This is a genomic window from Limnomicrobium aquaticum, from assembly GCF_040545545.1.
Classification (GTDB): domain Bacteria; phylum Pseudomonadota; class Alphaproteobacteria; order Rhizobiales; family Rhizobiaceae; genus Ensifer_A; species Ensifer_A aquaticum.
In genome coordinates, this window is sequence record NZ_JBEPMB010000001.1 from 342,048 (window position 1) to 361,491 (window position 19,444).

The 19,444-nt window shown below is 60.1% G+C and carries 21 protein-coding genes and 1 tRNA gene; 11 read left to right on the forward strand and 11 right to left on the reverse strand.

Features of this window, described 5'->3' with window-relative positions:
* Positions 1-3 precede the first annotated feature (3 nt).
* The 3 genes from ABID16_RS01705 (at position 4) to ABID16_RS01715 (ending at position 3,308) form a co-directional block, all read left to right on the forward strand.
* Positions 4-651 carry a glutathione S-transferase gene (locus ABID16_RS01705; RefSeq protein ID WP_354554624.1) on the forward strand — a complete coding sequence of 216 codons (648 nt, stop codon included), beginning with the start codon at positions 4-6 and terminating at the stop codon, positions 649-651.
* 172 nt (positions 652-823) lie between these two features.
* Positions 824-1,738: a KPN_02809 family neutral zinc metallopeptidase gene (gene ypfJ, locus ABID16_RS01710; protein ID WP_354554625.1), complete on the forward strand. Its 915-nt coding sequence runs from the start codon at positions 824-826 to the stop codon at positions 1,736-1,738.
* 196 nt (positions 1,739-1,934) lie between these two features.
* The gene (locus tag ABID16_RS01715; RefSeq protein WP_354554626.1) at positions 1,935-3,308 is read left to right on the forward strand and encodes an MATE family efflux transporter; all 1,374 of its coding nucleotides are present in this window, start codon (positions 1,935-1,937) and stop codon (positions 3,306-3,308) included.
* Positions 3,309-3,409: 101 nt separating this feature from the next.
* Here ABID16_RS01715 and carA read toward each other — a convergent pair whose 3' ends face one another.
* Positions 3,410-4,621 (reverse strand): glutamine-hydrolyzing carbamoyl-phosphate synthase small subunit, encoded by a 1,212-nt coding sequence (gene carA, locus ABID16_RS01720; RefSeq protein ID WP_354554627.1) that lies wholly within the window; start codon positions 4,619-4,621, stop codon positions 3,410-3,412.
* A gap of 326 nt (positions 4,622-4,947) precedes the next feature.
* Here carA and ABID16_RS01725 point away from each other — a divergent pair, with 326 nt between their 5' ends.
* Complete coding sequence (locus ABID16_RS01725) at positions 4,948-5,397, forward strand: GatB/YqeY domain-containing protein (protein ID WP_354554628.1); 450 nt, start codon at positions 4,948-4,950, stop codon at positions 5,395-5,397.
* Between the two features lie 70 nt (positions 5,398-5,467).
* Here the strand turns inward: ABID16_RS01725 and ABID16_RS01730 are convergent, their stop codons facing one another.
* The 4 genes from ABID16_RS01730 to ABID16_RS01745 all read right to left on the reverse strand — a co-directional run bounded on the left by ABID16_RS01730 (position 5,468) and on the right by ABID16_RS01745 (position 7,680).
* Positions 5,468-5,896, reverse strand: coding sequence for an Ivy family c-type lysozyme inhibitor (locus ABID16_RS01730; protein WP_354554629.1), 429 nt, complete (start codon positions 5,894-5,896; stop codon positions 5,468-5,470).
* A 106-nt stretch (positions 5,897-6,002) separates the two neighbouring features.
* On the reverse strand, positions 6,003-6,971 hold the full coding sequence (locus ABID16_RS01735; protein WP_354554630.1) for a VOC family protein: 969 nt from the start codon (positions 6,969-6,971) through the stop codon (positions 6,003-6,005).
* A 126-nt stretch (positions 6,972-7,097) separates the two neighbouring features.
* Complete coding sequence (locus ABID16_RS01740; protein ID WP_354554631.1) at positions 7,098-7,427, reverse strand: BrnA antitoxin family protein; 330 nt, start codon at positions 7,425-7,427, stop codon at positions 7,098-7,100.
* The gene (locus ABID16_RS01745) at positions 7,390-7,680 is read right to left on the reverse strand and encodes a BrnT family toxin (protein ID WP_354554632.1); all 291 of its coding nucleotides are present in this window, start codon (positions 7,678-7,680) and stop codon (positions 7,390-7,392) included. Before ABID16_RS01745 ends, ABID16_RS01740 begins: the two co-directional genes overlap by 38 nt.
* Before the next feature lie 200 nt (positions 7,681-7,880).
* On the opposite strand from ABID16_RS01745, the gene dnaG reads away from it, so the two are divergent.
* Positions 7,881-9,872 carry a DNA primase gene (gene dnaG / locus ABID16_RS01750; protein WP_354554633.1) on the forward strand — a complete coding sequence of 664 codons (1,992 nt, stop codon included), beginning with the start codon at positions 7,881-7,883 and terminating at the stop codon, positions 9,870-9,872.
* Positions 9,873-10,251: 379 nt separating this feature from the next.
* A complete protein-coding gene (rpoD, locus tag ABID16_RS01755; protein ID WP_354554634.1) occupies positions 10,252-12,300 on the forward strand; it encodes an RNA polymerase sigma factor RpoD in 2,049 nt (682 codons plus the stop codon).
* 56 nt (positions 12,301-12,356) lie between these two features.
* Here the strand turns inward: rpoD and ABID16_RS01760 are convergent, their stop codons facing one another.
* Positions 12,357-12,779, reverse strand: a complete 423-nt coding sequence (locus ABID16_RS01760; RefSeq protein ID WP_354554635.1) for a type II toxin-antitoxin system VapC family toxin — start codon at positions 12,777-12,779, stop codon at positions 12,357-12,359.
* A gap of 3 nt (positions 12,780-12,782) precedes the next feature.
* A complete protein-coding gene (locus ABID16_RS01765; RefSeq protein WP_354554636.1) occupies positions 12,783-13,013 on the reverse strand; it encodes a type II toxin-antitoxin system Phd/YefM family antitoxin in 231 nt (76 codons plus the stop codon).
* A gap of 153 nt (positions 13,014-13,166) precedes the next feature.
* Here ABID16_RS01765 and ABID16_RS01770 point away from each other — a divergent pair, with 153 nt between their 5' ends.
* Both ABID16_RS01770 and ABID16_RS01775 read left to right on the forward strand, forming a co-directional pair.
* Positions 13,167-14,093 carry a DUF930 domain-containing protein gene (locus ABID16_RS01770; RefSeq protein ID WP_354554637.1) on the forward strand — a complete coding sequence of 309 codons (927 nt, stop codon included), beginning with the start codon at positions 13,167-13,169 and terminating at the stop codon, positions 14,091-14,093.
* 25 nt (positions 14,094-14,118) lie between these two features.
* Complete coding sequence (locus ABID16_RS01775; protein WP_354554638.1) at positions 14,119-14,451, forward strand: DUF6665 family protein; 333 nt, start codon at positions 14,119-14,121, stop codon at positions 14,449-14,451.
* Positions 14,452-14,467: 16 nt separating this feature from the next.
* Here ABID16_RS01775 and ABID16_RS01780 read toward each other — a convergent pair whose 3' ends face one another.
* Together ABID16_RS01780 and ABID16_RS01785 are read right to left on the reverse strand one after the other, a co-directional pair.
* Positions 14,468-15,112: an MliC family protein gene (locus tag ABID16_RS01780; protein ID WP_354554639.1), complete on the reverse strand. Its 645-nt coding sequence runs from the start codon at positions 15,110-15,112 to the stop codon at positions 14,468-14,470.
* 5 nt (positions 15,113-15,117) lie between these two features.
* Positions 15,118-15,585, reverse strand: coding sequence for a heme-degrading domain-containing protein (locus tag ABID16_RS01785; RefSeq protein WP_354554640.1), 468 nt, complete (start codon positions 15,583-15,585; stop codon positions 15,118-15,120).
* A 241-nt stretch (positions 15,586-15,826) separates the two neighbouring features.
* Between ABID16_RS01785 and ABID16_RS01790 the strand changes: the two genes are divergently transcribed.
* A complete protein-coding gene (locus tag ABID16_RS01790; RefSeq protein ID WP_354554641.1) occupies positions 15,827-16,192 on the forward strand; it encodes a hypothetical protein in 366 nt (121 codons plus the stop codon).
* 119 nt (positions 16,193-16,311) lie between these two features.
* Here ABID16_RS01790 and ABID16_RS01795 read toward each other — a convergent pair whose 3' ends face one another.
* Positions 16,312-17,037, reverse strand: coding sequence for an SIMPL domain-containing protein (locus ABID16_RS01795; RefSeq protein ID WP_354554642.1), 726 nt, complete (start codon positions 17,035-17,037; stop codon positions 16,312-16,314).
* 216 nt (positions 17,038-17,253) lie between these two features.
* Between ABID16_RS01795 and ABID16_RS01800 the strand changes: the two genes are divergently transcribed.
* Positions 17,254-17,329: transfer RNA gene (locus ABID16_RS01800), tRNA-Ile, on the forward strand.
* A gap of 6 nt (positions 17,330-17,335) precedes the next feature.
* On the opposite strand, the gene ABID16_RS01805 is transcribed toward ABID16_RS01800, so the two are convergent.
* Positions 17,336-18,478, reverse strand: coding sequence for an AI-2E family transporter (locus ABID16_RS01805; protein WP_354554643.1), 1,143 nt, complete (start codon positions 18,476-18,478; stop codon positions 17,336-17,338).
* A gap of 492 nt (positions 18,479-18,970) precedes the next feature.
* On the opposite strand from ABID16_RS01805, the gene ABID16_RS01810 reads away from it, so the two are divergent.
* Positions 18,971-19,429: an RrF2 family transcriptional regulator gene (locus ABID16_RS01810; protein WP_354554644.1), complete on the forward strand. Its 459-nt coding sequence runs from the start codon at positions 18,971-18,973 to the stop codon at positions 19,427-19,429.
* The last annotated feature ends 15 nt before the right edge of the window (positions 19,430-19,444 follow it).

Consider the following 19,444-nt stretch of genomic DNA (forward strand, 5'->3'; position numbering starts at 1 on the left):
CATGTGCTGATCGTCCATTACCTCAACAATTCCCGTGCCCACCGTCTCATCTGGCTGCTTGAGGAACTTGGGCTCGATTACGAGATCAGGTTCTACAAGCGCGGCCCCGACTATCGCGCACCGGCGGAATTGAAGAAGGTGCATCCGCTCGGCAAGTCGCCGGTGCTGGAGGACGACGGCCTTGTGATTGCCGAGAGCGGGGCGATCTTCGAATATCTCCTGGAAAAATATGATCCGAAGGGCCTCGTGCCGGCCAGAGGGACGCCGGAGCGCCTGGCCTATACCTACTGGCTGCACTATGCCGAAGGTTCCGCGATGCCGCTTCTGGTCATGAAGCTGATCTTCGGGATGATCCCCAAGCAGGTTCCCTTCTTCATGAAGCCATTTGCAAAAGCGATCAGCGGTAGGGTCATGCAACGCATGCTCGATCCGCAACTGAAGGACAATGCCGATCTTTGGGAGGCCGAACTTTCCGAAAACGGCTGGTTCGCGGGCTCGCAGTTCTCCGCCGCCGATATCATCATGAGCTTTCCGGTCGAGGCGGCCATCACTCGGGCCGGGCTCGGGTCGCAGTATCGCTCGATCAATTCATGGCTGCACGCGATCAAGACGCGGCCTGCCTATCAGCGAGCATCGGAAAAGGTCAGTTGATTGCTCAGCATTCGCTTTGCTGTGCTGCTGGATTCGAATAAAACTCAGTCTCCTGATGTGGGAGGGTTTGCAAAGGCGGCATGCGATAAATAAAGATCTGATGCATTTCGCGCGGAACTCAAAGATCGCGGCACGCTTTAGAGAACGATACAGCGGTTGAGAGGGGCATAGAATGGATCTGAACGGACGCCGGGAATCCGACAATATCGAGGACGTGCGTGGCCAGTCCGATGCTGGGCCTGTCGGGCGCGGCGGAGGGTTCAATATCCCCGGCGGTATACCGCTCGGCGGCTTTTCCTTCCGCACGATCATCATCTTCGCGGTGATCTACTTCGTTGCCAAGCTCTTCTTCGGGGTCGATCTCCTGCAGATTCTCTCTGGCACGCCGAGCGGACAGGTCGGTTCTAGCTACAGCCAGTCACAGTCGAACGGCGCCAATAGCGCCGAGGACCAGGCGATGAAGAAATTCGTCTCGCAGGTGCTGGCCGATACGGAAGACACCTGGACCGGCATTTTCGAATCCATGGGCAAGACCTATGAGCGGCCGAAACTGGTCATGTATCGCGGGCAGTGGAGTTCGGCCTGCGGCGAGGCCAATTCTGCGGTCGGCCCGTTCTATTGCCCATCCGATCACAAGGTCTATCTCGACACGGATTTCTTCCGCGAGATGCAGCAGAAATTCAAGGCCGGCGGCGATTTCGCCGATGCCTATGTCGTCGCGCACGAGGTTGGCCACCACGTCCAGAACCTTCTCGGCATCCTGCCGAAGTTCAACCAGGCGCGTGCCAAGATGAGCGAAACGCAGGCCAATGCAATGTCGGTGCGTGTCGAGCTGCAGGCGGACTGCTTTGCCGGCATCTGGGGCAAATTCACCCAGCAGAAGGGCATCCTGCAATCGGGCGATCTGGAAGAGGCGCTCAATGCCGCGCATCAGATCGGCGACGATGCATTGCAGAAGCAGGGCCGGGGTTATGTCGTTCCCGACAGCTTTACGCATGGAACATCGGCGCAGCGCATGAAATGGTTCCAGCGTGGCTTTGACACCGGCAAGATTTCTGCCTGCGACACTTTCAGCGGGGCGATCTGAGCATGGCAGAACGGGTCGAGTGGGCCTGTCCCATTCGACCGCCTTCGCGCTCCATCAAGAAATTTCATCGACACGGTGCTTTTCCGGGGTGCCATTTGCCGCTTTTTTAGGCTAGGTTCCCGCGCAAATTGAGACTGCCGGGATGCTTTTGGCGCTTTCCTGACCGGCGGCTGAGATAAAGCGCCAGAGAATCGATATGGAACAGGCATTGAAAACAGGCGGCTCCTGGAGCCGGCATCTGGCGGATACGGCGTTGCTCGGGGCTCCGCTGATCGGCGCTCAGATCGCGCAGCTGGCAATCAACACCACGGATGTGCTCATCATCAGTCATCTTGGAACGGCTGAGCTGGCGGCGATCGTCATCGCCTCACAGTATTTCTTCACGATCTTCATCCTGGGAAGCGGCTTTTCGACTGCCGCCATCCCGCTCGCGACGCATGCGCTGGCGGTTCGCGACGAGCGTGGTGTCCGGCGTGCGATCCGCATGGGAATGTGGGCGTCGCTTGCCTTCTCGCTGCTGTGCCTGCCGCTCTTCGTCTACTCGAAATCGATCCTGCTGGCGCTCGGCCAGAAACCGGATGTGGCCGAGTTCGCCTCGTCTTACCTGCACATTGCGGGTTTCGGCATCATTCCGGCACTGCAGTTCATGGTGCTGCGTTCCTTCCTGAGCGCGCTCAAGCGCGCGTCGATCATCCTTTATGTGACCATGGCGGTTCTGGTACTCAACGCGGTCTTCGCCTATGCCTTCGTGCTGGGGCATTTCGGTGCGCCGGCGCTTGGCATGCAGGCGGCGGCCTATGTCGCGGCTGGCGTCAACCTGTTCGGTTTCCTCGCCGCGGTCCTCTACATCCAGCGTGTGCCGATGCTGGCAGCATACGGGTTGTTCACGCGGTTCTGGCGGCCCGACTGGCAGGCTCTCATCGAGGTCGTGCGGATGGGAATTCCCATCGGGCTCATGGTGCTCGCCGAAGTGAGCCTGTTTACCGTCGCCTCGCTGATGATGGGCTGGATCGGAACGGTGGAGCTTGCCGCACACGGCATCGCCATGCAGTTCACCTCCATGGCTTTCATGGTGCCGCTGGGTCTCGCGCAGGCGGCAACCGTCCGCGTCGGCCTCGCCGCGGGTGCCGGCAAGCGGGTCGATGTCGTGCGGGCAGGGGGAGCCGCGCTGTTCCTCTCCGGCGTCTTTGCGCTGGCGAGCTGCATCTTCTTTATCGTGGAAAGAGAATCACTTGCGCGGCTTTTCGTCGATCCGGCTTCAGCGAATGCGGCGGATCTGATTGCAACCGCCGGACCGTTCCTGATCGTTGCAGGGGCCTTCCAGCTCTTCGACGGATTGCAGGCAGTCGGTGCCGGGCTGGCGCGCGGCTTGAAGGATTCCACCGTGCCGATGGTGCTCGCCATCATCAGCTACTGGGGCATCGGGTTTACGAGTGCCTACGCGCTTGCTTTCCCCTTCGGCTATGGCGGGATCGGCATCTGGTACGGCTTCATGCTGGGATTGGGTGCGGCAACCGTCGCTCTTATCGGCCGCTTCTATTATCTGGCGAGCCGCAACCGGCTGGCCTGAGAACGGCCCTGAGAACGGAACGTCGTTTTATCTGTCTCAATGAAAAGGGCCGTGCATCGCGATGGATGCACGGCCCTACAATTTATGTCTTTGGCAAAAAGTCAGGCGGCGCTGCGTTCGTCCAGCGCGGGCTCGCCCTTGCGTTCGCGCACAAGGTTGATGAAACGGCGGAAGAGATAGTGGCTGTCCTGCGGGCCGGGCGATGCTTCCGGGTGGTGCTGCACCGAGAAGACCGGTTTGCCGACAACGCGGATGCCGCAATTGGTCCCGTCGAACAGGGAAACGTGAGTCTCCTCAACGCCTTCCGGCAGCGACTTCGAGGCAACTGCGAAGCCGTGGTTCATCGAGACGATTTCCACCTTGCCGGTCGTGTAGTCCTTGACCGGGTGGTTCGCGCCGTGATGGCCCTGATGCATCTTCTCGGTCTGAGCGCCGAGCGCCAGGGCGAGCATCTGGTGGCCGAGGCAGATGCCGAAGAGCGGCAGGCCGCTGTCGATCAGCTTGCGGATGACGGGTACAGAGTATTCGCCCGTTGCGGCCGGGTCGCCCGGGCCGTTTGACAGGAAGATGCCATCCGGGTTCAGGGCGAGGATGTCTTCTGCAGACGTCTTGGCAGGAACGATGGTGACGCGGCAGTCGAGGCCGGCGAAGAGGCGCAGGATGTTGCGCTTCACGCCATAGTCGACGGCGACGATGTGGTAGCGCGCGTCATTCTCGCCTAGCGCGCTCGTACCTTCGTTCCAGACCCACGGACGTTCGTTCCAGCGCGAGGACTGGCCGGAGGTGGCTTCGATGGCGAGATCGAGGTCGAGCAGACCGCTCCAGGCCTTGGCATCCTTCTTCAGCGCTTCGACGTCGAACGTACCCGACGGGTCATGCGCGATGACGGCATTCGGCGCGCCGTTCTCGCGGATCCAGGCGGTCAGCGCGCGCGTGTCGACGCCGCAGAGGCCGATGACGCCGCGGGCCTTCAGCCACTGGTCGAGATGCTTGACGGCGCGGTAGCTCGACGGGTCGGTGATGTCAGCCTTGAAGATGACGCCGACGGCGCCCTTGCGGGCTGCGGGCGTCAGGTCTTCGATGTCTTCCTCGTTCGTTCCGACATTACCGATATGGGGAAAGGTGAAGGTGACGATCTGGCCGAGATAGGAGGGGTCTGTGAGGATTTCCTCATAACCCGTGAGCGCCGTGTTGAAGACGACCTCGGCCTGAACATGGCCGGTGGCGCCGATGCCCTTGCCTTCGATGACCGTTCCATCGGCAAGAACCAGAAGGGCGGTGGGCTTTTCAATCGTCCAAGGGGCGGTGGCCATGGCTTGTCTCCAGCGGCTTGACGGGGTTCGCGGCAAAGGCGCGGCTCGCAGTTGCCTGCGCCGCGGATGCATCTTCCGTCCTGTTTCGTGCTAAGGCCGGGAAAATAGTGTGGGCATCCCTTGGGGTCAACCTTTGGCGGGATGATTCCCCGTTTTAAAAGAGCAATCTTTTCAATCGATTATTCATTTTGTTTGATTGGCGGCATGTGAGCGCTTAAGTACGGCGCACTGAAATCCGCAAAATGCCGGGATTGAAAGAGCCACCGCCTGGCCCTGTGCCTGGGCGAAAATCTCTCATTTAACGGCGAATTACGAGGAAGAATTCGATGCGTGATACGCTCTCACAAGCCATGAAGGATGCCATGAAGGCCAAGGACACGCGGCGGCTTGCCACTGTTCGCCTCATCATGGCCGCGATCAAGGATCGCGACATTGCCATGCGCGCGCCGGGTCACGAGCAGATCAGCGACGAGGATATCCTGCAGGTGCTCGCAAAGATGATCAAGCAGCGCGAGGAATCGACGAAGATCTATGCGGAAAACGGCCGCGCCGATCTTGCCGATCAGGAGCGCGAGGAAATGGAGATTATCCGCAGTTTCATGCCCGAACAGTTGTCGGACGAGAAGGTGCGCGAAATCTGCGCCGGTGTGATTGCAGAGACGGGTGCTGCGGGCCTGCGCGACATGGGCAAGTGCGTGGCACTTCTGAAGGAGCGCTATCCCGGCCAGATGGATTTCGGCAAGGCCTCTGCTATCCTGAAGGAGCTTTTGAAGTAAGTTTTGTGCGTTATCTCGTCGGGGAGGCGGCCTTGGCCATTCCCCGACGGAAAGCGGCTGCGCCGCGGGCTTACTTTGCCATCGCGGCGCTGAGGATCGCCTGCTGCTGCGGCTTCGGGTTGCCGATGAAGCGCAGCGCCTTGCCCTCCTTGAGCAGAGCGTAGGCATGGTTGCGATGTGGCGTCACAAGGATCGAGATGCGATTGTCGCCGCAATTGTGGGCTTCGCACGCATTGTATACGTCGGCGCCCGGCAGCGGTGAGATGGTGGTCATCACCGGCTGCGCGGTATAGTTACGGTTCTTGATGATGCCCTTGGCCCAATGGGGCAGCTCTTCGCGTGTGATCAGCGCGACGATGGGCGCGCGGATCGTTTTATCCTTGAGGGCGTCCATGAGATAGGGCTTCTTTGCGTCAGTCGGCGCGAACTTCACGTCCTCGGCCTGAGCGTGAAAACCTGTCAACAGTGCAGCGGCGGCAATCAGGGCAAGGCGTATCAAGCGGAGTTCTCCGTTTGGACTTTGATTCAACGGGACTTTATCCCACCGCTCCCGTTCCGCCGCAAGCGGTTTTCGCTGAGCGAAACCAGTTTCGAGTCAAGTGTTCTCACGTGCCCGGTATGAACCGTATCGGTGTATTCCAAGGATCGAGCGCAACCAATGCGCTGCCGTCCTCTTTCATGTCGGTTCCGTGGGTCTTCAGCCGTGTCCGCAAGCCTTCCATCAGGTCGGGCGCGACGGTAAAGGCCGCGGTTTCGAGGCCTGACATGTTCTCGGGCCGCTTGCCGGCACCGCGCGACTGCCAGACATTGGAGCCGACATGGTGATGATAGCGACCGTTCGAGAAGAAGGCAGCGCTTTCGTTCGCAATCAGTGCCGTCATGTCGAGACCGGTTGCCTTGACGTAGAAGTCGCGTGCCTGCGCTGTGTCGCCGACCCGCATGTGGACATGACCGATGCGGAACCCGGCCGGCGCGGTGTAGGGCAGCTTACCGTCGCGCGGCAGGCCGGAAACGAGATCGTCGACGTTGAGTTCGTCCGTTCCCATCTTGACCTGGCCATCGGCCTTCCATGTCCAGCCTTCGTGCGGACGGTCTGCATAGACTTCGACGCCGTTTCCTTCCGGGTCGTCCAGATAGAGCGCCTCGGAAACCGAGTGGTCGGCAAAGCCGGTGAAGGGGACGCCATTGACATAGGCCGTGATCAGCCAGCGGCCAAGTTCCTTGCGGTCCGGCATCAGAAAGGCGGTGTGGTAGAGGCCGGCCGTGGATGGATCGTCCGGCGAGTCATTTGGCTTGTTGAGCAGCGTCACAAGCGGCACGCCATCGGCGCCCAGCACCGTGCGCTCTGTATCCGCAGAGAGAACCGCAAGGCCGAGAACCTGGCCATAGAAGGCCGTCATCACCATCATGTCGCGAACGCGCAACGTCACCGAGTTGATATGGATCGGCGTGGTGACCGCAAAGGAGGGCTTCAACGGTGCGGCAAGGGAGGGAGCGGCTGCGCCAAGAAGGATCGGCGTGGCGCCAAGTACGTGGAGGGCGGCACGGCGGGTGATATCAAGGGAGGAGGTCATGGGGGTGATCCTGCGGTTTCGATGGAGACTATATGCGCCACACCCAGGTCTTCGCATAGATCGTGTCGAATGGATGAATCGTTCTTGAATGATGAACAATGACGTAGGCATTGTTCACGATCGGTCTCACCCCCGCTTGCTCCCCTGTTCCTTCATATAATGGCGGAGCACGGCGTTGATGCGCGTCTGATAGCCCTTGCCGCTCGCCTTGAAAAAATCGATGACGTCTTCATCGAGCCGGATCGAGATCGATTTCTTCGTGACGGGGATGACCCACTCTGCGTCCGACCAGTCGATATCGATGAATTCCGCCCAATCGGGATCGTCGCGCATCGCGCGCTCGATATCCTCATCGGTCATGGCGTCGACGCGGGCCCAATCGGTTCGATCTCCACCGCTGGCGATCTTGGCGCGGATTTCATCCGCGGTGTAGCTGACGATACTGCTCTTGCTCATTTTTACGTGCCGCTCTGGCTGAGATGATCCGGCAAACCTCGCCCCGCATCGTGTAAACGACTGCAATCAAGCGGTGTGTCTCCGGACAAATAGCCAATGTTCGGGCTTCTCCATTCTTGTCGGACGACTTCTCAAGATGCGGTTGTTCCAAAGCTGCTGTCGCTTGTTTTCGTCCTACTCGAAGCGAGCGAACTGAATTGAAACGAACTTCATCTTTTACCGCTCTCGTCTTCGTCAGACCCGACAAGGCCATCGAGGTTCAGTGGTGGCCCAATTCAGGAAGTCATAAGAGCGATGAAAGATAGAAAACCTGGGCCGTGGCAAATTTGTATATACAAATGCCTTTACAGTCAAGCCTGTGGATCATGGGCATGACCCTAGCAACCTCCCGTCCGGTGCTGGTGTTCACCTGCGATCCTCTCTATACCCAACAGACTGTACCCAGAGGTTTCCATGCGCTTTTCCCAGGGCTTTCTCGACGAGATACGCGATCGCGTGCCGATTTCGGCGGTGATCGGGCGTCGCGTTGCGTGGGATCGCAAGAAGACGAATGCGGCGCGGGGCGACTATTGGGGCTGCTGCCCGTTCCATGGCGAGAAGACGCCGAGCTTCCACTGCGAGGATCGCAAGGGCCGCTATCATTGTTTCGGCTGCGGGGTGACGGGCGATCATTTCCGCTTTCTGACGGACTTGGAAGGCATCAGTTTCCCGGAGGCGGTCGAGCAGATCGCGGGGCTTGCCGGCGTGCCGATGCCGCAGCCGGATGCGGAAGCGGCGCGGCGCGACGAGCAGCGGACGACGCTCATGGATGTCATGGAACTGGCGACCGCCTTCTTCCAGGATCAGCTGCAGAGCGCCAATGGTGCCAAGGCGCGGGCTTATCTTCGTGATCGCGGGCTGACGGGGCGGACCATCGAGACGTTTCGGCTGGGTTACGCGCCGGAGAGCCGCAATGCGCTGAAAGAGCATCTGGCGGGGAAGGGTATTCCGAAGGAGCAGATCGAGGCCTGCGGGCTGGTTGTGCATGGACCGGATATTCCGGTCTCGTATGATCGCTTCCGCGACCGCATCATGTTCCCGATCCTGAGTTCCAGGGAGCGGGTGATCGCCTTTGGCGGCCGCGCCATGTCGCCGGATGCGATGGCGAAATATCTGAACTCGAATGACACGGAACTCTTTCACAAGGGCGATGTGCTTTACAACTTCTCGCGTGCTCGCAAGGCGATGCAAGGCGCCAATGGTGCTTCGACCGTGATTGCGGTCGAGGGCTACATGGACGTGATCGCGCTCCATCAGGCCGGTATCGAGAATGCGGTTGCGCCGCTGGGCACCGCGCTGACCGAAAACCAGCTTGGGCTGCTTTGGAAGATGACCTCCGAGCCTGTCCTGTGCTTCGACGGCGATGGCGCGGGTCTGCGCGCGGCCTATCGGGCCGCCGATCTGGCGTTGCCGATGATTGGGCCGGGCAAGTCGGTCTCCTTCGCGCTTTTGCCCGACGGCAAGGACCCGGACGATCTCGTCAAGCATGACGGGCGCGCACCCTTCGATCGCGTCATGGCACAGGCGAAACCACTCGCCGAAATGATCTGGACGCGGGAATCCCAGTCCGGCAGTTTCGCGACGCCGGAAAAGCGGGCGGAACTCGAAGCCCGCTTGAAGCAGATCACTAACGTGATCGCGGACGAGACCGTGCGCCGGCATTACCAGCAGGCGATGCGCGAGAAGCTGAACGCCTTCTTCCAGCCGCAGCAGCGCGATGGCGGCAACTGGCGCTCAGGCGGCGGACGAAACGGCGGCGGCAACTTCCAGCGGGGCGGCGGGCAGCGCGGCTCACAGGCCAATAGCCGCACCGGCGGGATTTCAGATAGCCTGGCGCGTTCAGGCATGGTGCGTGGGCATCAGGACGTGCCGACGCTGCGCGAGGCCGTGCTGGCGCTGACCATCATCAACCACCCGCAGATCCTGATCGATGAATATGACCATATCGCCGATCTGGAATTCGAGAATCGCGATATCCAGAAGCTGCGTTCGGCCGTTTTGTCCGAGGCCGCCATGGCGGGGTCGCAGAAGTTCAGCCGCGAGACCCTGATTGTAAGCCTGGAGGCGCAAGGCTTTTCGACACTGCTCAAGCTTCTCGACCAGCAGGTGCGCAATGCGCGGCTATGGACTGCGACAGAACAGGCTGCGTCCGAAGATGCGCGCGAGGCCTTCCTGCAGGTTCTGGCGCTGCATCAGCGCACTCGGGTCCTGCGCCAGCAGATCGGAGAACTGGAGCGCGAGATCGCCGATGCCATCGAAAGGGACGACGATCGCAACATCGAAGCGCTCATGCAGGCGTTGCGCGAAGTTCAGACGGAAGCGGCCAGGCTGGAGAACCAGGAGGCCATCATCGATGGCTTCGGCGTGCTCTCGGGCCGCATCAAGGGACCGGCAGTCGCCGGTTGAAATGATTCGCGGAATTTCCCGCGACTTGAAATTTTCCACACACTTCCCAAATAGGGGAGACTGCCCCGAAAGGTCTGGATTTTACCGCTTTTGGTGTTTTTTCAGATTTTTGCGGCAAAATGCTTGACTGCCCGGAGAATTGTGGGAATCACCTTCGGGATCGGAAATGGTGGTATTGGTCAATCAGCTTGAATGCCCGCATCTTGCGCACGCGCCGAACCGGCTGCTGCGAGAAGAGGGCTTTCTTGGTTAATCAGGATTTAATGGTCTTCCGCTAGCTCAAGACACATACGGGGGAGACGCGACGCTTTCAAGAGCTGTTGCGTCCGCCTCTCGTCCGGCTTGGCGAATTGAGACGTGACAGGAAAGCGACGGATACATGGTAACGAAAGCCAAAGAGAACGAAGAAGCCGAATCTGAACGCGAAGGCGCAACAGATGGTCCGCTTCTCGATCTTTCGGATGACGCCGTCAAGAAGATGATCAAGGTCGCCAAGAAGCGCGGCTATGTCACGATGGACGAGCTGAATTCCGTTCTGCCGTCCGAGGAAGTCTCTTCGGAGCAGATCGAAGACATTCTCGCTATGCTCTCCGACATGGGCATCAACGTCGTCGAAGACGAAGAAGTTGACGAGAATGCCGGCGCCGCTGCGGCTGATGATGACGACGAAAGCGAAGGCGGCTTGGTGGCTTCGTCCGCCAGCACAGCGCTCGCCACCGCCAAGAAGAAAGAGCCGACAGACCGCACGGATGACCCGGTGCGCATGTATCTGCGCGAGATGGGCTCGGTCGAACTTCTGTCGCGCGAAGGCGAAATCGCGATTGCCAAGCGCATCGAGGCCGGCCGCGAAACGATGATCCAGGGGCTTTGCGAGAGCCCGCTGACCTTCCAGGCCATCATCATCTGGCGCGACGAACTGAACGATGGCGCAACGCTGCTGCGCGAAATCATCGACCTTGAAACGACCTATTCCGGTCCGGAAGCCAAGGCGGCACCCCAGTTCCAGAGCCCCGAGAAGATCGAGGCCGACCGCAAGGCTGCCGAAGAGAAGGACAAGGCCAAGCGCGCGCGTTCTGCTGCAAACGACGACGACATCACCAATGTCGGCGGCGAAGGTCTGGCACCTGAAGAAGAGGAAGAGGACGAAGACGAGTCCAACCTGTCTCTCGCTGCCATGGAAGCAGAGCTTCGTCCGCAGGTCATGCAGACGCTGGACGTCATTGCCGAGACCTACAAGAAGCTGCGCAAGCTGCAGGACCAGCAGGTGGAGGCTCGCCTTTCTGCGACCGCTTCTCTGTCCACCGCTCAGGAGCGCCGCTACAAGGAACTGAAGGACGAGCTGATCGCGGCCGTTAAGTCGCTGTCGCTTAACCAGAACCGTATCGATGCTCTCGTCGAGCAGCTCTATGACATCAACAAGCGTCTCGTTCAGAACGAAGGCAAGCTGCTGCGTCTGGCGGAATCCTACGGCGTGAAGCGCGACAGCTTCCTGGAGCATTATCACGGCGCAGAACTTGATCCGAACTGGATGAAGTCGATCGCCAACCTTGCCTCCAAGGGCTGGAAGGAATTCGCCCGCGAGGAAAACAACGCGATCCGGGACTTGCGTTCAGAGATCCAGAACCTCGCGACGGAAACCGGCATTTCGGTGACGGAATTCCGCCGCATCGTTCATATGGTGCAGAAGGGTGAGCGCGAAGCGCGCATCGCGAAGAAGGAAATGGTGGAAGCCAACCTTCGTCTCGTGATCTCGATTGCCAAGAAGTACACGAACCGCGGCCTGCAGTTCCTTGATCTTATTCAGGAAGGCAATATCGGCCTGATGAAGGCGGTTGACAAGTTCGAGTATCGCCGCGGCTACAAGTTCTCCACCTATGCGACATGGTGGATCCGTCAGGCGATCACCCGTTCGATCGCCGACCAGGCTCGCACGATCCGCATTCCGGTGCACATGATCGAAACGATCAACAAGATCGTTCGCACCTCGCGCCAGATGCTGCACGAAATCGGCCGCGAGCCGACGCCGGAAGAACTGGCCGAAAAGCTGGCCATGCCGCTCGAAAAGGTGCGCAAGGTCCTGAAGATCGCCAAGGAACCGATCTCGCTCGAAACGCCGGTCGGCGATGAAGAAGACAGCCATCTCGGCGACTTCATCGAAGACAAGAACGCGCTTCTGCCGATCGACGCCGCCATCCAGGCGAACCTGCGCGAGACGACGACCCGTGTTCTCGCCTCGCTGACGCCGCGTGAAGAGCGCGTGCTGCGCATGCGCTTCGGCATCGGCATGAACACCGACCATACGCTGGAAGAAGTCGGCCAGCAGTTCTCGGTCACCCGCGAACGTATCCGCCAGATCGAGGCCAAGGCGCTGCGCAAGCTGAAGCACCCGAGCCGCTCGCGCAAGCTGCGCTCGTTCCTGGATAGCTGATCAGACTTGGGTTTGATGGAAATACCGAACCGGCGAGGGCGACTTCGCCGGTTTTTTTATGGGATCTCGACGACAACGCCGAGTGCCTGACAGGCTTTCGCCAATCTTGTATCCAATGTCGCCAACGGCTCTCCCGCGTGAAATGCGATGGCGAGATGCAGTGCGTCGCCGGATCGCAGGCCCAGCGTGTAATGCTCAACAAACCGCGCGGCCGTCGAAAAGTGGGTTGCACCAATGGGCAACAAACGAAGCGATCTTGTTGTCAACCGGTTGAACGTTGCTTGCACTTCAGCTGCTTGTGAGGCTTGAAGTTGGGCCGTTCTTATTTTCAGGGCGAGCCCCGAGGAGAACTCCGTGAGTGTCCAAGGACTTATGACCAAAGATCCGCCCGGCTGAACATGTAGCCACTGCAAAATCGCTTCCCAGCCTGCCTCCTGTGTGAGGGCTCTGATGAAGACTGATGTGTCAACATAGGTCATCTGCTAATAACGCTCGTCCGCGCGGAGAATATCCATTGTGTCCGACTTCGTTTCGGGAAGCTTCTCGATGACTGTGCGCAGCCATTCGATGTCGACAGGCTCAAGCGCATCTACCGGGACCAATCGAGCGGCCGGCTTTCCATGCCGCATAATTTCAACGATTTCGCCGGCTTCTGCCTTATTAACGAGCTCGCTGAGGTGGGCCTTCGCCTCAGCAAGGCTTACTTTCGTCATGCTAGCCTCCGTGACCAGAATTCTGGTTATATATGATACTACCCATTCCTGGTTTCCACCAGTCCAGTTTCGCTATTTGGGGCATCCCATCTTTCCCCTCTCGATCCCGCCGCGAATCCACCCTACATAGGCACAATGGAAGATGTGCAGAACGTGCCGAAGCGGGGAAATGGGTGGGCGTATATCACGTCTGTCGTTCTGCATGCCGCGATTGCCGCCGCGCTTCTCCTGAAATGGCCGGAACCGAAGCCCGAACCGCCAAAGGATGAGGCGGTGAAGGTGGATATAGTCCAGGAGAAGGATGCACCGAAGCCGCCGGAGGAGAAGCAGGCCGAGCAGCAGCCTGCTCCGCCACAGCCTCCGCCGCCCCCGCAGGAACAGGCGAAGACGGAGCAACCGGCCAATGTGCCGATCCCGACACTCCGGCCGGTTTTCGAGTTCGGCCAAAAGGATCAGGGGCCGGCCCAGCAGGACGGCAGTGCGGCCGATGGTGAAAAAGACGCTCCCGACGATCTGGCTGACAAAAAGCCTGATGCGCCGCAGGCCGAGGAGCCGAAGGCGGTGACGGAGGAGGCCTCCAAGGAACCGCCGAAGGACGATCTACCCGGCGTTCCGGATATCCTGAAGACGCTCGAACAGCAGGAAGCTGCCTCGGCAGCCGCTACTGGCAAGCCGGTTGAGGAAAAGGCGGCGACGCCCAAGCCCGCCGACGCGCCGGAGCTGAAAAAAGCGCGCAAGCTCTACTCGGAGGCTGCCGTTGGCGGGCAGGCCGCCGTTGCTGCAATGGGCGACATACCGCGCGAGGCACGCGTCGGCCAGCTCTGCGCGACGGAACTGCGCGAACAGTTGCGCCATGCGACGCCGCGCTACAATCCGATGATGCTGCCGGCCTACCGGCTTCGCTTCGGCAATGTGCTGGATGTTCCAGAGGCCGCGTTTCGAACGCCGGGGGACTGGTACAATGTCAGTTTCCGTTGTGAGGTTGACGACGGCGGGCTGAAGGTTGTTTCCTTCGCATTCAAGGTCGGCGATCGCGTGCCTCAATCGGAATGGAAGGCGCGGAAATTCCCGGAAAACTGAGGGGAACCTGAATAGGAGAAGACTGATGTCGCTTCGCATGCCGCGCGATCTGGCGCGTCTTTCCCGAGCCGGGCAATTCGATGGCGCGCTGTCCAATTTCGAAGCCGAGGCCTTGTCGGAGAGTGCCTCGTCTCTCGGATATCAGGGGCGAAAGGTGGAAAAGGCGTTGGCGGCGCTGGCAATCGCATTGCCGGAGGCTCGCGAGGCTGCGCTTGCCGAGGCCGGCGAGGCGGTCTGGGCGTATTTCGTGCAGCGCGAGCTTTGCGGTCTGAGAGACCATCGTTTGATCATCCGCGAGATGGGCATCCCGCCGGAGGTGTTGACCCGGCTAGGTGCAGCGCCGAAGGCGGCTCGCTGAGCGCCAGTGCCACTGGCTATTTGCGCAGCACGCACTCATATTCGCTCCCCTGCGGCCAGGTGACGAGCGCCATGTCACCTTCGGTCTCGAAGCTCACGCCTTGAGGATTGTTGAAACGCTTGCCATCGCCGCCATCGTCCCGAAAGGTAATGGCCGTCTTGCCCCCGCGGTCCAGCCGGACGGTTGCCGGGTCGCTTTCCACGAAGGTGACGATCAGCTCGCTCTTCGGATTGTTGCGGCACAGGTAGACGGCGGGAGACTTGCTGCTGGCCAGAAAGAAGCGCGCCTGCAGATCGGCGATGCGATAGCGGTAGCTTTCCAGCGTACAATCGCGTGCATCCTTGCTCTTGGCGCACTCATTGCGTTCGCGCGACCAGCGCAACTGATAGGCCTTCATGTGTCGTATCTGCGGCGCTGTGTTGGGCATCGCCGCAATCTTCTTAAGGGCGTTTTCGAATACGCCGGCCAGCTTCACGTCGAGCTCTGCCAGTTCACGATCTTCGCAGACCATGGTTTCCACGGCGCGCGTTGCCGTCTCACAGTCGAACGAAGGCTTGACCTGGTTTTCCGGCGGTGGCGTTGGCTCCGATGCGGCGGAGGCTGTCTGGATGTGGGAGAGGGCGAAGAGTGAGAGAAGACCTATTCGGATCAGGACACGCACGACGTTCAGCCTTTCAGATAATCCTTCAGAACCTTCACGATCATTCCGTGATCTTCCGTCTGGGCAAGGCCCGATACGGTAATGGCGGCCACCACGCCCGTGCCGGCGACACGGACGGGAAAGCTCCCTCCATGATGGGAAAAGTTCATCTGGTCGATGCCGATTTCAGGGCCGGGGACGCGGCCTTTCTGACGCATCGCCTCGCCGATGGCGAGCGACGACTTGTGATAACGCAGTGTGGTGTTTGACTTGCGCCGGGCCCATTCGTCGTTGTCGGGCGCCGAGCCGGGCAGGGCTGCGTGGAACAGCGTTCTGTCGGACGTTCGGATGTCGATGACAACCGGAGCGCCTTCCACTCTGGCCGTTGCGACAAGCGCCATGCCGATTTCCAGCGCTTCGGCCTCGCTGAAGGCCCGGAAAACAAACTTGGCTTCTTCAGCCATGATCTGATCAATCAGTTCTGCAGTCGACATGTCCCATCCCAAGGTTTGCCCATGAATCATAGCGTCGCTTTTTTGCAGTGCAATGTCTTTCTCACCCCGATTGCCGCCTCAAAAATATCCTAAAGCCCCTCGTATCTGCTAAAGTTTCACGAAGATGAATGAAGCCTGAATTGTCGATTCGGGGAACATTCATCCGGGTGGGGGTATTTATCCAGATATTCGAAGACATGCGCAGGCGACGGCCGGCAGAGACTTCTTACGGAGAAGAAAGATGAAACAGGTTCTGACACGGGCATTGCTTGCGGGCATGGTCGGTTTGGGTGGCGTCTCGATTGCGCCTGTCGTAGCGCTGGCTGACGGCATTTATTTCGGTTTCGACACGGGGCCCGAATATCGCCGTCCGCCGCCGCCTCCGGGACGGTTCTATGACCAGCCCGATGTCTACCGTCGCCCGCCACCGCCGCCACCGGGCTATGGCTGCAGCGAGCGCGAAGCCACGCGTCGCGCCTGGCGCATGGGTCTGGAGGATCCGGAAGTCGTTCGCGTTACACCCCGTCGTGTGATTGTCGAGGGTGAGGTGGGGCGCCGCACACGGCAAGTCCAATTCGCAAACGTGCCGGGCTGCCCGCCCTTGTAAGGGACGCGTTGTAAAGTAATCCCTTCCCGCTCCGCGGGTTCTGGCCGCCGCTTCCGCTCAAGGACGCGGCGGTCTTTTTTCTGGGGCGGTAGCCTCCTGGAGACCACCGGCCGTCATGCTCAGGGCTTGTTCTGGTTGATCGCGAACGTGACCGTCACGTTGGCGTGATATTCGCTCTCTCCCGCCTCGACCGGCACGCTGTCTGTTGCCTCTTTCGCCATGGCCATACGCACCATCGGCACCGGCGGACGCGCGACCGGCGAATCCTCCGAGATTGAAAGGATATTGCCCGTCGAGACGCCGGCCGCCTCGGTCAGCGCACTGGCCTTGGTGATGGCATCGGCGACAGCCGCCTTGCGGGCTTCCGCGACCAGCTCCTTCTGCTTGCTGTTGGCAAAGCTTAGCGACCCGCCTGAATTGATGCCGTTCGTGACGGCATCATCCAGAACCTTTCCGAGCGCGCTGATATCGCGCACGCGGATCGTGAGCATGTTGGAAACCTGGTAACCCGTGAGCTTTGGCGGCGTGCCGTTCTTGCCTGAATAATCGAACTGCGGGGAGACCGAGAAGCCTGACGTCTGCAGATCGCGCGCCTCGATGCCCTTCGACTTGAGGTTCGCGATCGTGTCAGCAAGGGCCTTGTTGGCGTCATCAAGGGCCTGACGCGCTGTGGGTGCCGTTTTCAGGACGCCGAAATTGACGATAGCCATATCCGGGGCTGCGGAGACGGAGCCTTCACCGGTCACCGTGATGCGTCCGGTCTCGTCTGCAGCCTGGCTGATGGCTGCCGTGGAGAGAAGAGCGAGCAGGGCGAACGAGGTCGTGAGCGTGCGTGTGTAAGACATTCCGGTTCTCCAGTTAATGCGCCCCTGAAGAGGGCGCTAGTGCGCGCGGGGCATCGTAGATGGCACCCTATGGGCGCAAAATGCTCCGGGCAGAAGATGTGTCCAGTGAATGTGTGACAAATACGGCGGGCGCTTGCCGCGCGATGCGAATTCGTTTAATCGGGACGGCGCTGCAGATCGCCATTGTCTGCCGCATCGCCGTCAACGTGCCGGCGAGGGCCTGTAGCTCAATGGTTAGAGCCGGCGGCTCATAACCGCTTGGTTGGGGGTTCGAGTCCCTCCGGGCCCACCAGTTTTCCTATCGATTGTTTGCTTCCTGCGTGTCCACTTCGCGTAGCCATTCGCGCCAAATGGCGACCAGAAGAGCCATCAGAACCGGGCCGATGAAGAGGCCGAGCAGGCCCATGGTCTTCACGCCTCCGATCAGTCCGAAAAATGTGGGGAGGAAGGGCAGCTTGATCGGGCCGCCTACAACTCTCGGGCGCAGTGTCTTGTCGACGATGAAAAGCTCGGTCGTTCCCCAGACGAACAGCGACAAGGCGGCGATGGGAGATCCTGTCCCCAGGAGGTAGAGAGAGACCAGGGTGAAGGACAGCGGCGCGCCGCCGGGAACCAAGGCCATGATGCCGGTCAGAACGCCCAGCGTGATGGGCGAGGGGGCGCCCGCCACCCAATAGGCCAGCCCGAGCACGATCCCTTCGCCGACGGCAATGAGGGTCATGCCGGTGACTGTCGCGCTGACGGTTTCGGGAACGATGCGGGAGAACCGCTCCCAGCGTCGCGGCAATATCCTCTCACCGAGCTTGTCAATCTGCGCAGCAAGACTTGATCCGTCGCGATAGACGCAGAACAGAACGATCATCATGAAAAGCAGTGTCAGCAGGAAGTTGAAAACACCGGCGCCTGCCGAAAAGACCAGATGATAAATGGCGCCGATATTGCTGCCGGTGACGATCTGGATCAGTTCGCCAATGCCGCCGGGATGAGCAAAAAGGCGGGTCCATTCTTCATTGGCCCAATCTCCGACGAACGGCAGGTTGGCGACCCAGCCTGGCGTCCTGGCGCCGGTCCTGTTTGCTTCCACGGTCCAGCGCAGCCACCGTCCTATCTCCCTGAGCGCATAACTTGAGGCCAAGAAGACCGGGACGATCACGAATATGAGGATCAGCAGGACAGAGAGGCTCGCGGCTACCGTGCGGTTACCTTTCACGCGGGCCTTCAGCATCTGGAACAGGGGCCAGCTTGCGAAGCTTATGACCAGTGCGCCGAGGACCGGAACGATGAAACCGTAAAAGAAATAGACCCCAAGCCCGATGACCAGGACGAGAAGCCAGCGCGCAATCGACACCGGGGCCACGATCGCCGTGCCCGGAGGCTTCGGCGAACCCAGCCAGTGCTGCACTTCCACCGGTTCGGATCGCGGCGCCTTTTCCAGTTCCATCCGAGAATGTTTCCTGTTTTCTTGTTTTCTATGGCCAGCCTTATAACGACGATCGGCCCGGCAGAACATAGGGATACAGTGATGTAAAGTCCATGGAGGAGGGCGGCGAGTTTGCAGTGAAGTTAATGTGCAACCGATGGGCGCAAATGTAAGTCTTTCGCCCGGTTCTCTGGCCGTGGGCAGGATAGACCCACCGCGACAGCAACAGCCAGCTTCCGGCCCATCGGAACGCTTGCCGGCGCACCGGCTGGTGCGGAGCAGGGGCGGTCGGCGGACCCGGCGCCTGCTAACTTTATTCATTAAGCGTCGCGACGGTCATATTTCCGGTGGTGTTGACATTTAGGATCGGTGGCGTAGAGATGAAAATACTCAGGCCCGTAGACAATTCCGCATTAAGTCGCTGAAATCCCTCAAATCGATGGCGAGACAGACTGGTGCCGAGACCTGCATCCGGGCCGCCGTTGACATGCGCATGACAGGAAAAATCCGGCAATGTTGTCGATGAAGGGTAAGTATGGGCTGAAAGCCCTGTTCCATTTGGCGGGTCTGCCGGCGGGCGAGGTCATTCAGTCGAGCGAGATTGCGACCGCGCATGGCATGTCGAAGAAGTTTCTCGACGCCATTCTGGCGGACCTGCGCAACGGCGGTTTCGTCTATGCCAAGAAGGGGCGTTCGGGCGGCTACTGCCTGTCCCGCCCGGCCGACGAGATCATGGTGGGCCAGGCGCTCCGCGTTCTCGACGGGCCGCTTGCGCCGATTGCCTGTGCCAGCCGCACGGCCTATCACCGCTGCCAGGATTGCGTGGACGAGACGGTTTGTCCCGTCCGCTTGACGATGCTGGAAGTGCGCGAGGCGATCGCCTCGGTGCTCGACAGCAAGTCACTCTCGGACATGCGCGAGATGGTCGAGCGCGAAGGATCGGGTTTCGAGCATCTGCTGGACGCGTCCTGACGAGGGCTGGCCTCC

Coding starts and splice junctions, on each gene's coding strand:
- ABID16_RS01805 (WP_354554643.1), bottom strand. CDS start 18,478: ATGGAACTGGAAAAGGCGCCGCGATCCGAACCGGTGGAAGTGCAGCAC.
- ABID16_RS01790 (WP_354554641.1), top strand. CDS start 15,827: ATGAAACAGGTTCTGACACGGGCATTGCTTGCGGGCATGGTCGGTTTG.
- rpoD (WP_354554634.1), top strand. CDS start 10,252: ATGGTAACGAAAGCCAAAGAGAACGAAGAAGCCGAATCTGAACGCGAA.
- ABID16_RS01795 (WP_354554642.1), bottom strand. CDS start 17,037: ATGTCTTACACACGCACGCTCACGACCTCGTTCGCCCTGCTCGCTCTT.
- carA (WP_354554627.1), bottom strand. CDS start 4,621: ATGGCCACCGCCCCTTGGACGATTGAAAAGCCCACCGCCCTTCTGGTT.
- ABID16_RS01725 (WP_354554628.1), top strand. CDS start 4,948: ATGCGTGATACGCTCTCACAAGCCATGAAGGATGCCATGAAGGCCAAG.
- ABID16_RS01765 (WP_354554636.1), bottom strand. CDS start 13,013: ATGACGAAAGTAAGCCTTGCTGAGGCGAAGGCCCACCTCAGCGAGCTC.
- ABID16_RS01760 (WP_354554635.1), bottom strand. CDS start 12,779: ATGACCTATGTTGACACATCAGTCTTCATCAGAGCCCTCACACAGGAG.
- ABID16_RS01735 (WP_354554630.1), bottom strand. CDS start 6,971: ATGACCTCCTCCCTTGATATCACCCGCCGTGCCGCCCTCCACGTACTT.
- ABID16_RS01775 (WP_354554638.1), top strand. CDS start 14,119: ATGTCGCTTCGCATGCCGCGCGATCTGGCGCGTCTTTCCCGAGCCGGG.
- ABID16_RS01810 (WP_354554644.1), top strand. CDS start 18,971: ATGTTGTCGATGAAGGGTAAGTATGGGCTGAAAGCCCTGTTCCATTTG.
- ABID16_RS01740 (WP_354554631.1), bottom strand. CDS start 7,427: ATGAGCAAGAGCAGTATCGTCAGCTACACCGCGGATGAAATCCGCGCC.
- dnaG (WP_354554633.1), top strand. CDS start 7,881: ATGCGCTTTTCCCAGGGCTTTCTCGACGAGATACGCGATCGCGTGCCG.
- ABID16_RS01715 (WP_354554626.1), top strand. CDS start 1,935: ATGGAACAGGCATTGAAAACAGGCGGCTCCTGGAGCCGGCATCTGGCG.
- ypfJ (WP_354554625.1), top strand. CDS start 824: ATGGATCTGAACGGACGCCGGGAATCCGACAATATCGAGGACGTGCGT.
- ABID16_RS01785 (WP_354554640.1), bottom strand. CDS start 15,585: ATGTCGACTGCAGAACTGATTGATCAGATCATGGCTGAAGAAGCCAAG.
- ABID16_RS01745 (WP_354554632.1), bottom strand. CDS start 7,680: ATGGCCTTGTCGGGTCTGACGAAGACGAGAGCGGTAAAAGATGAAGTT.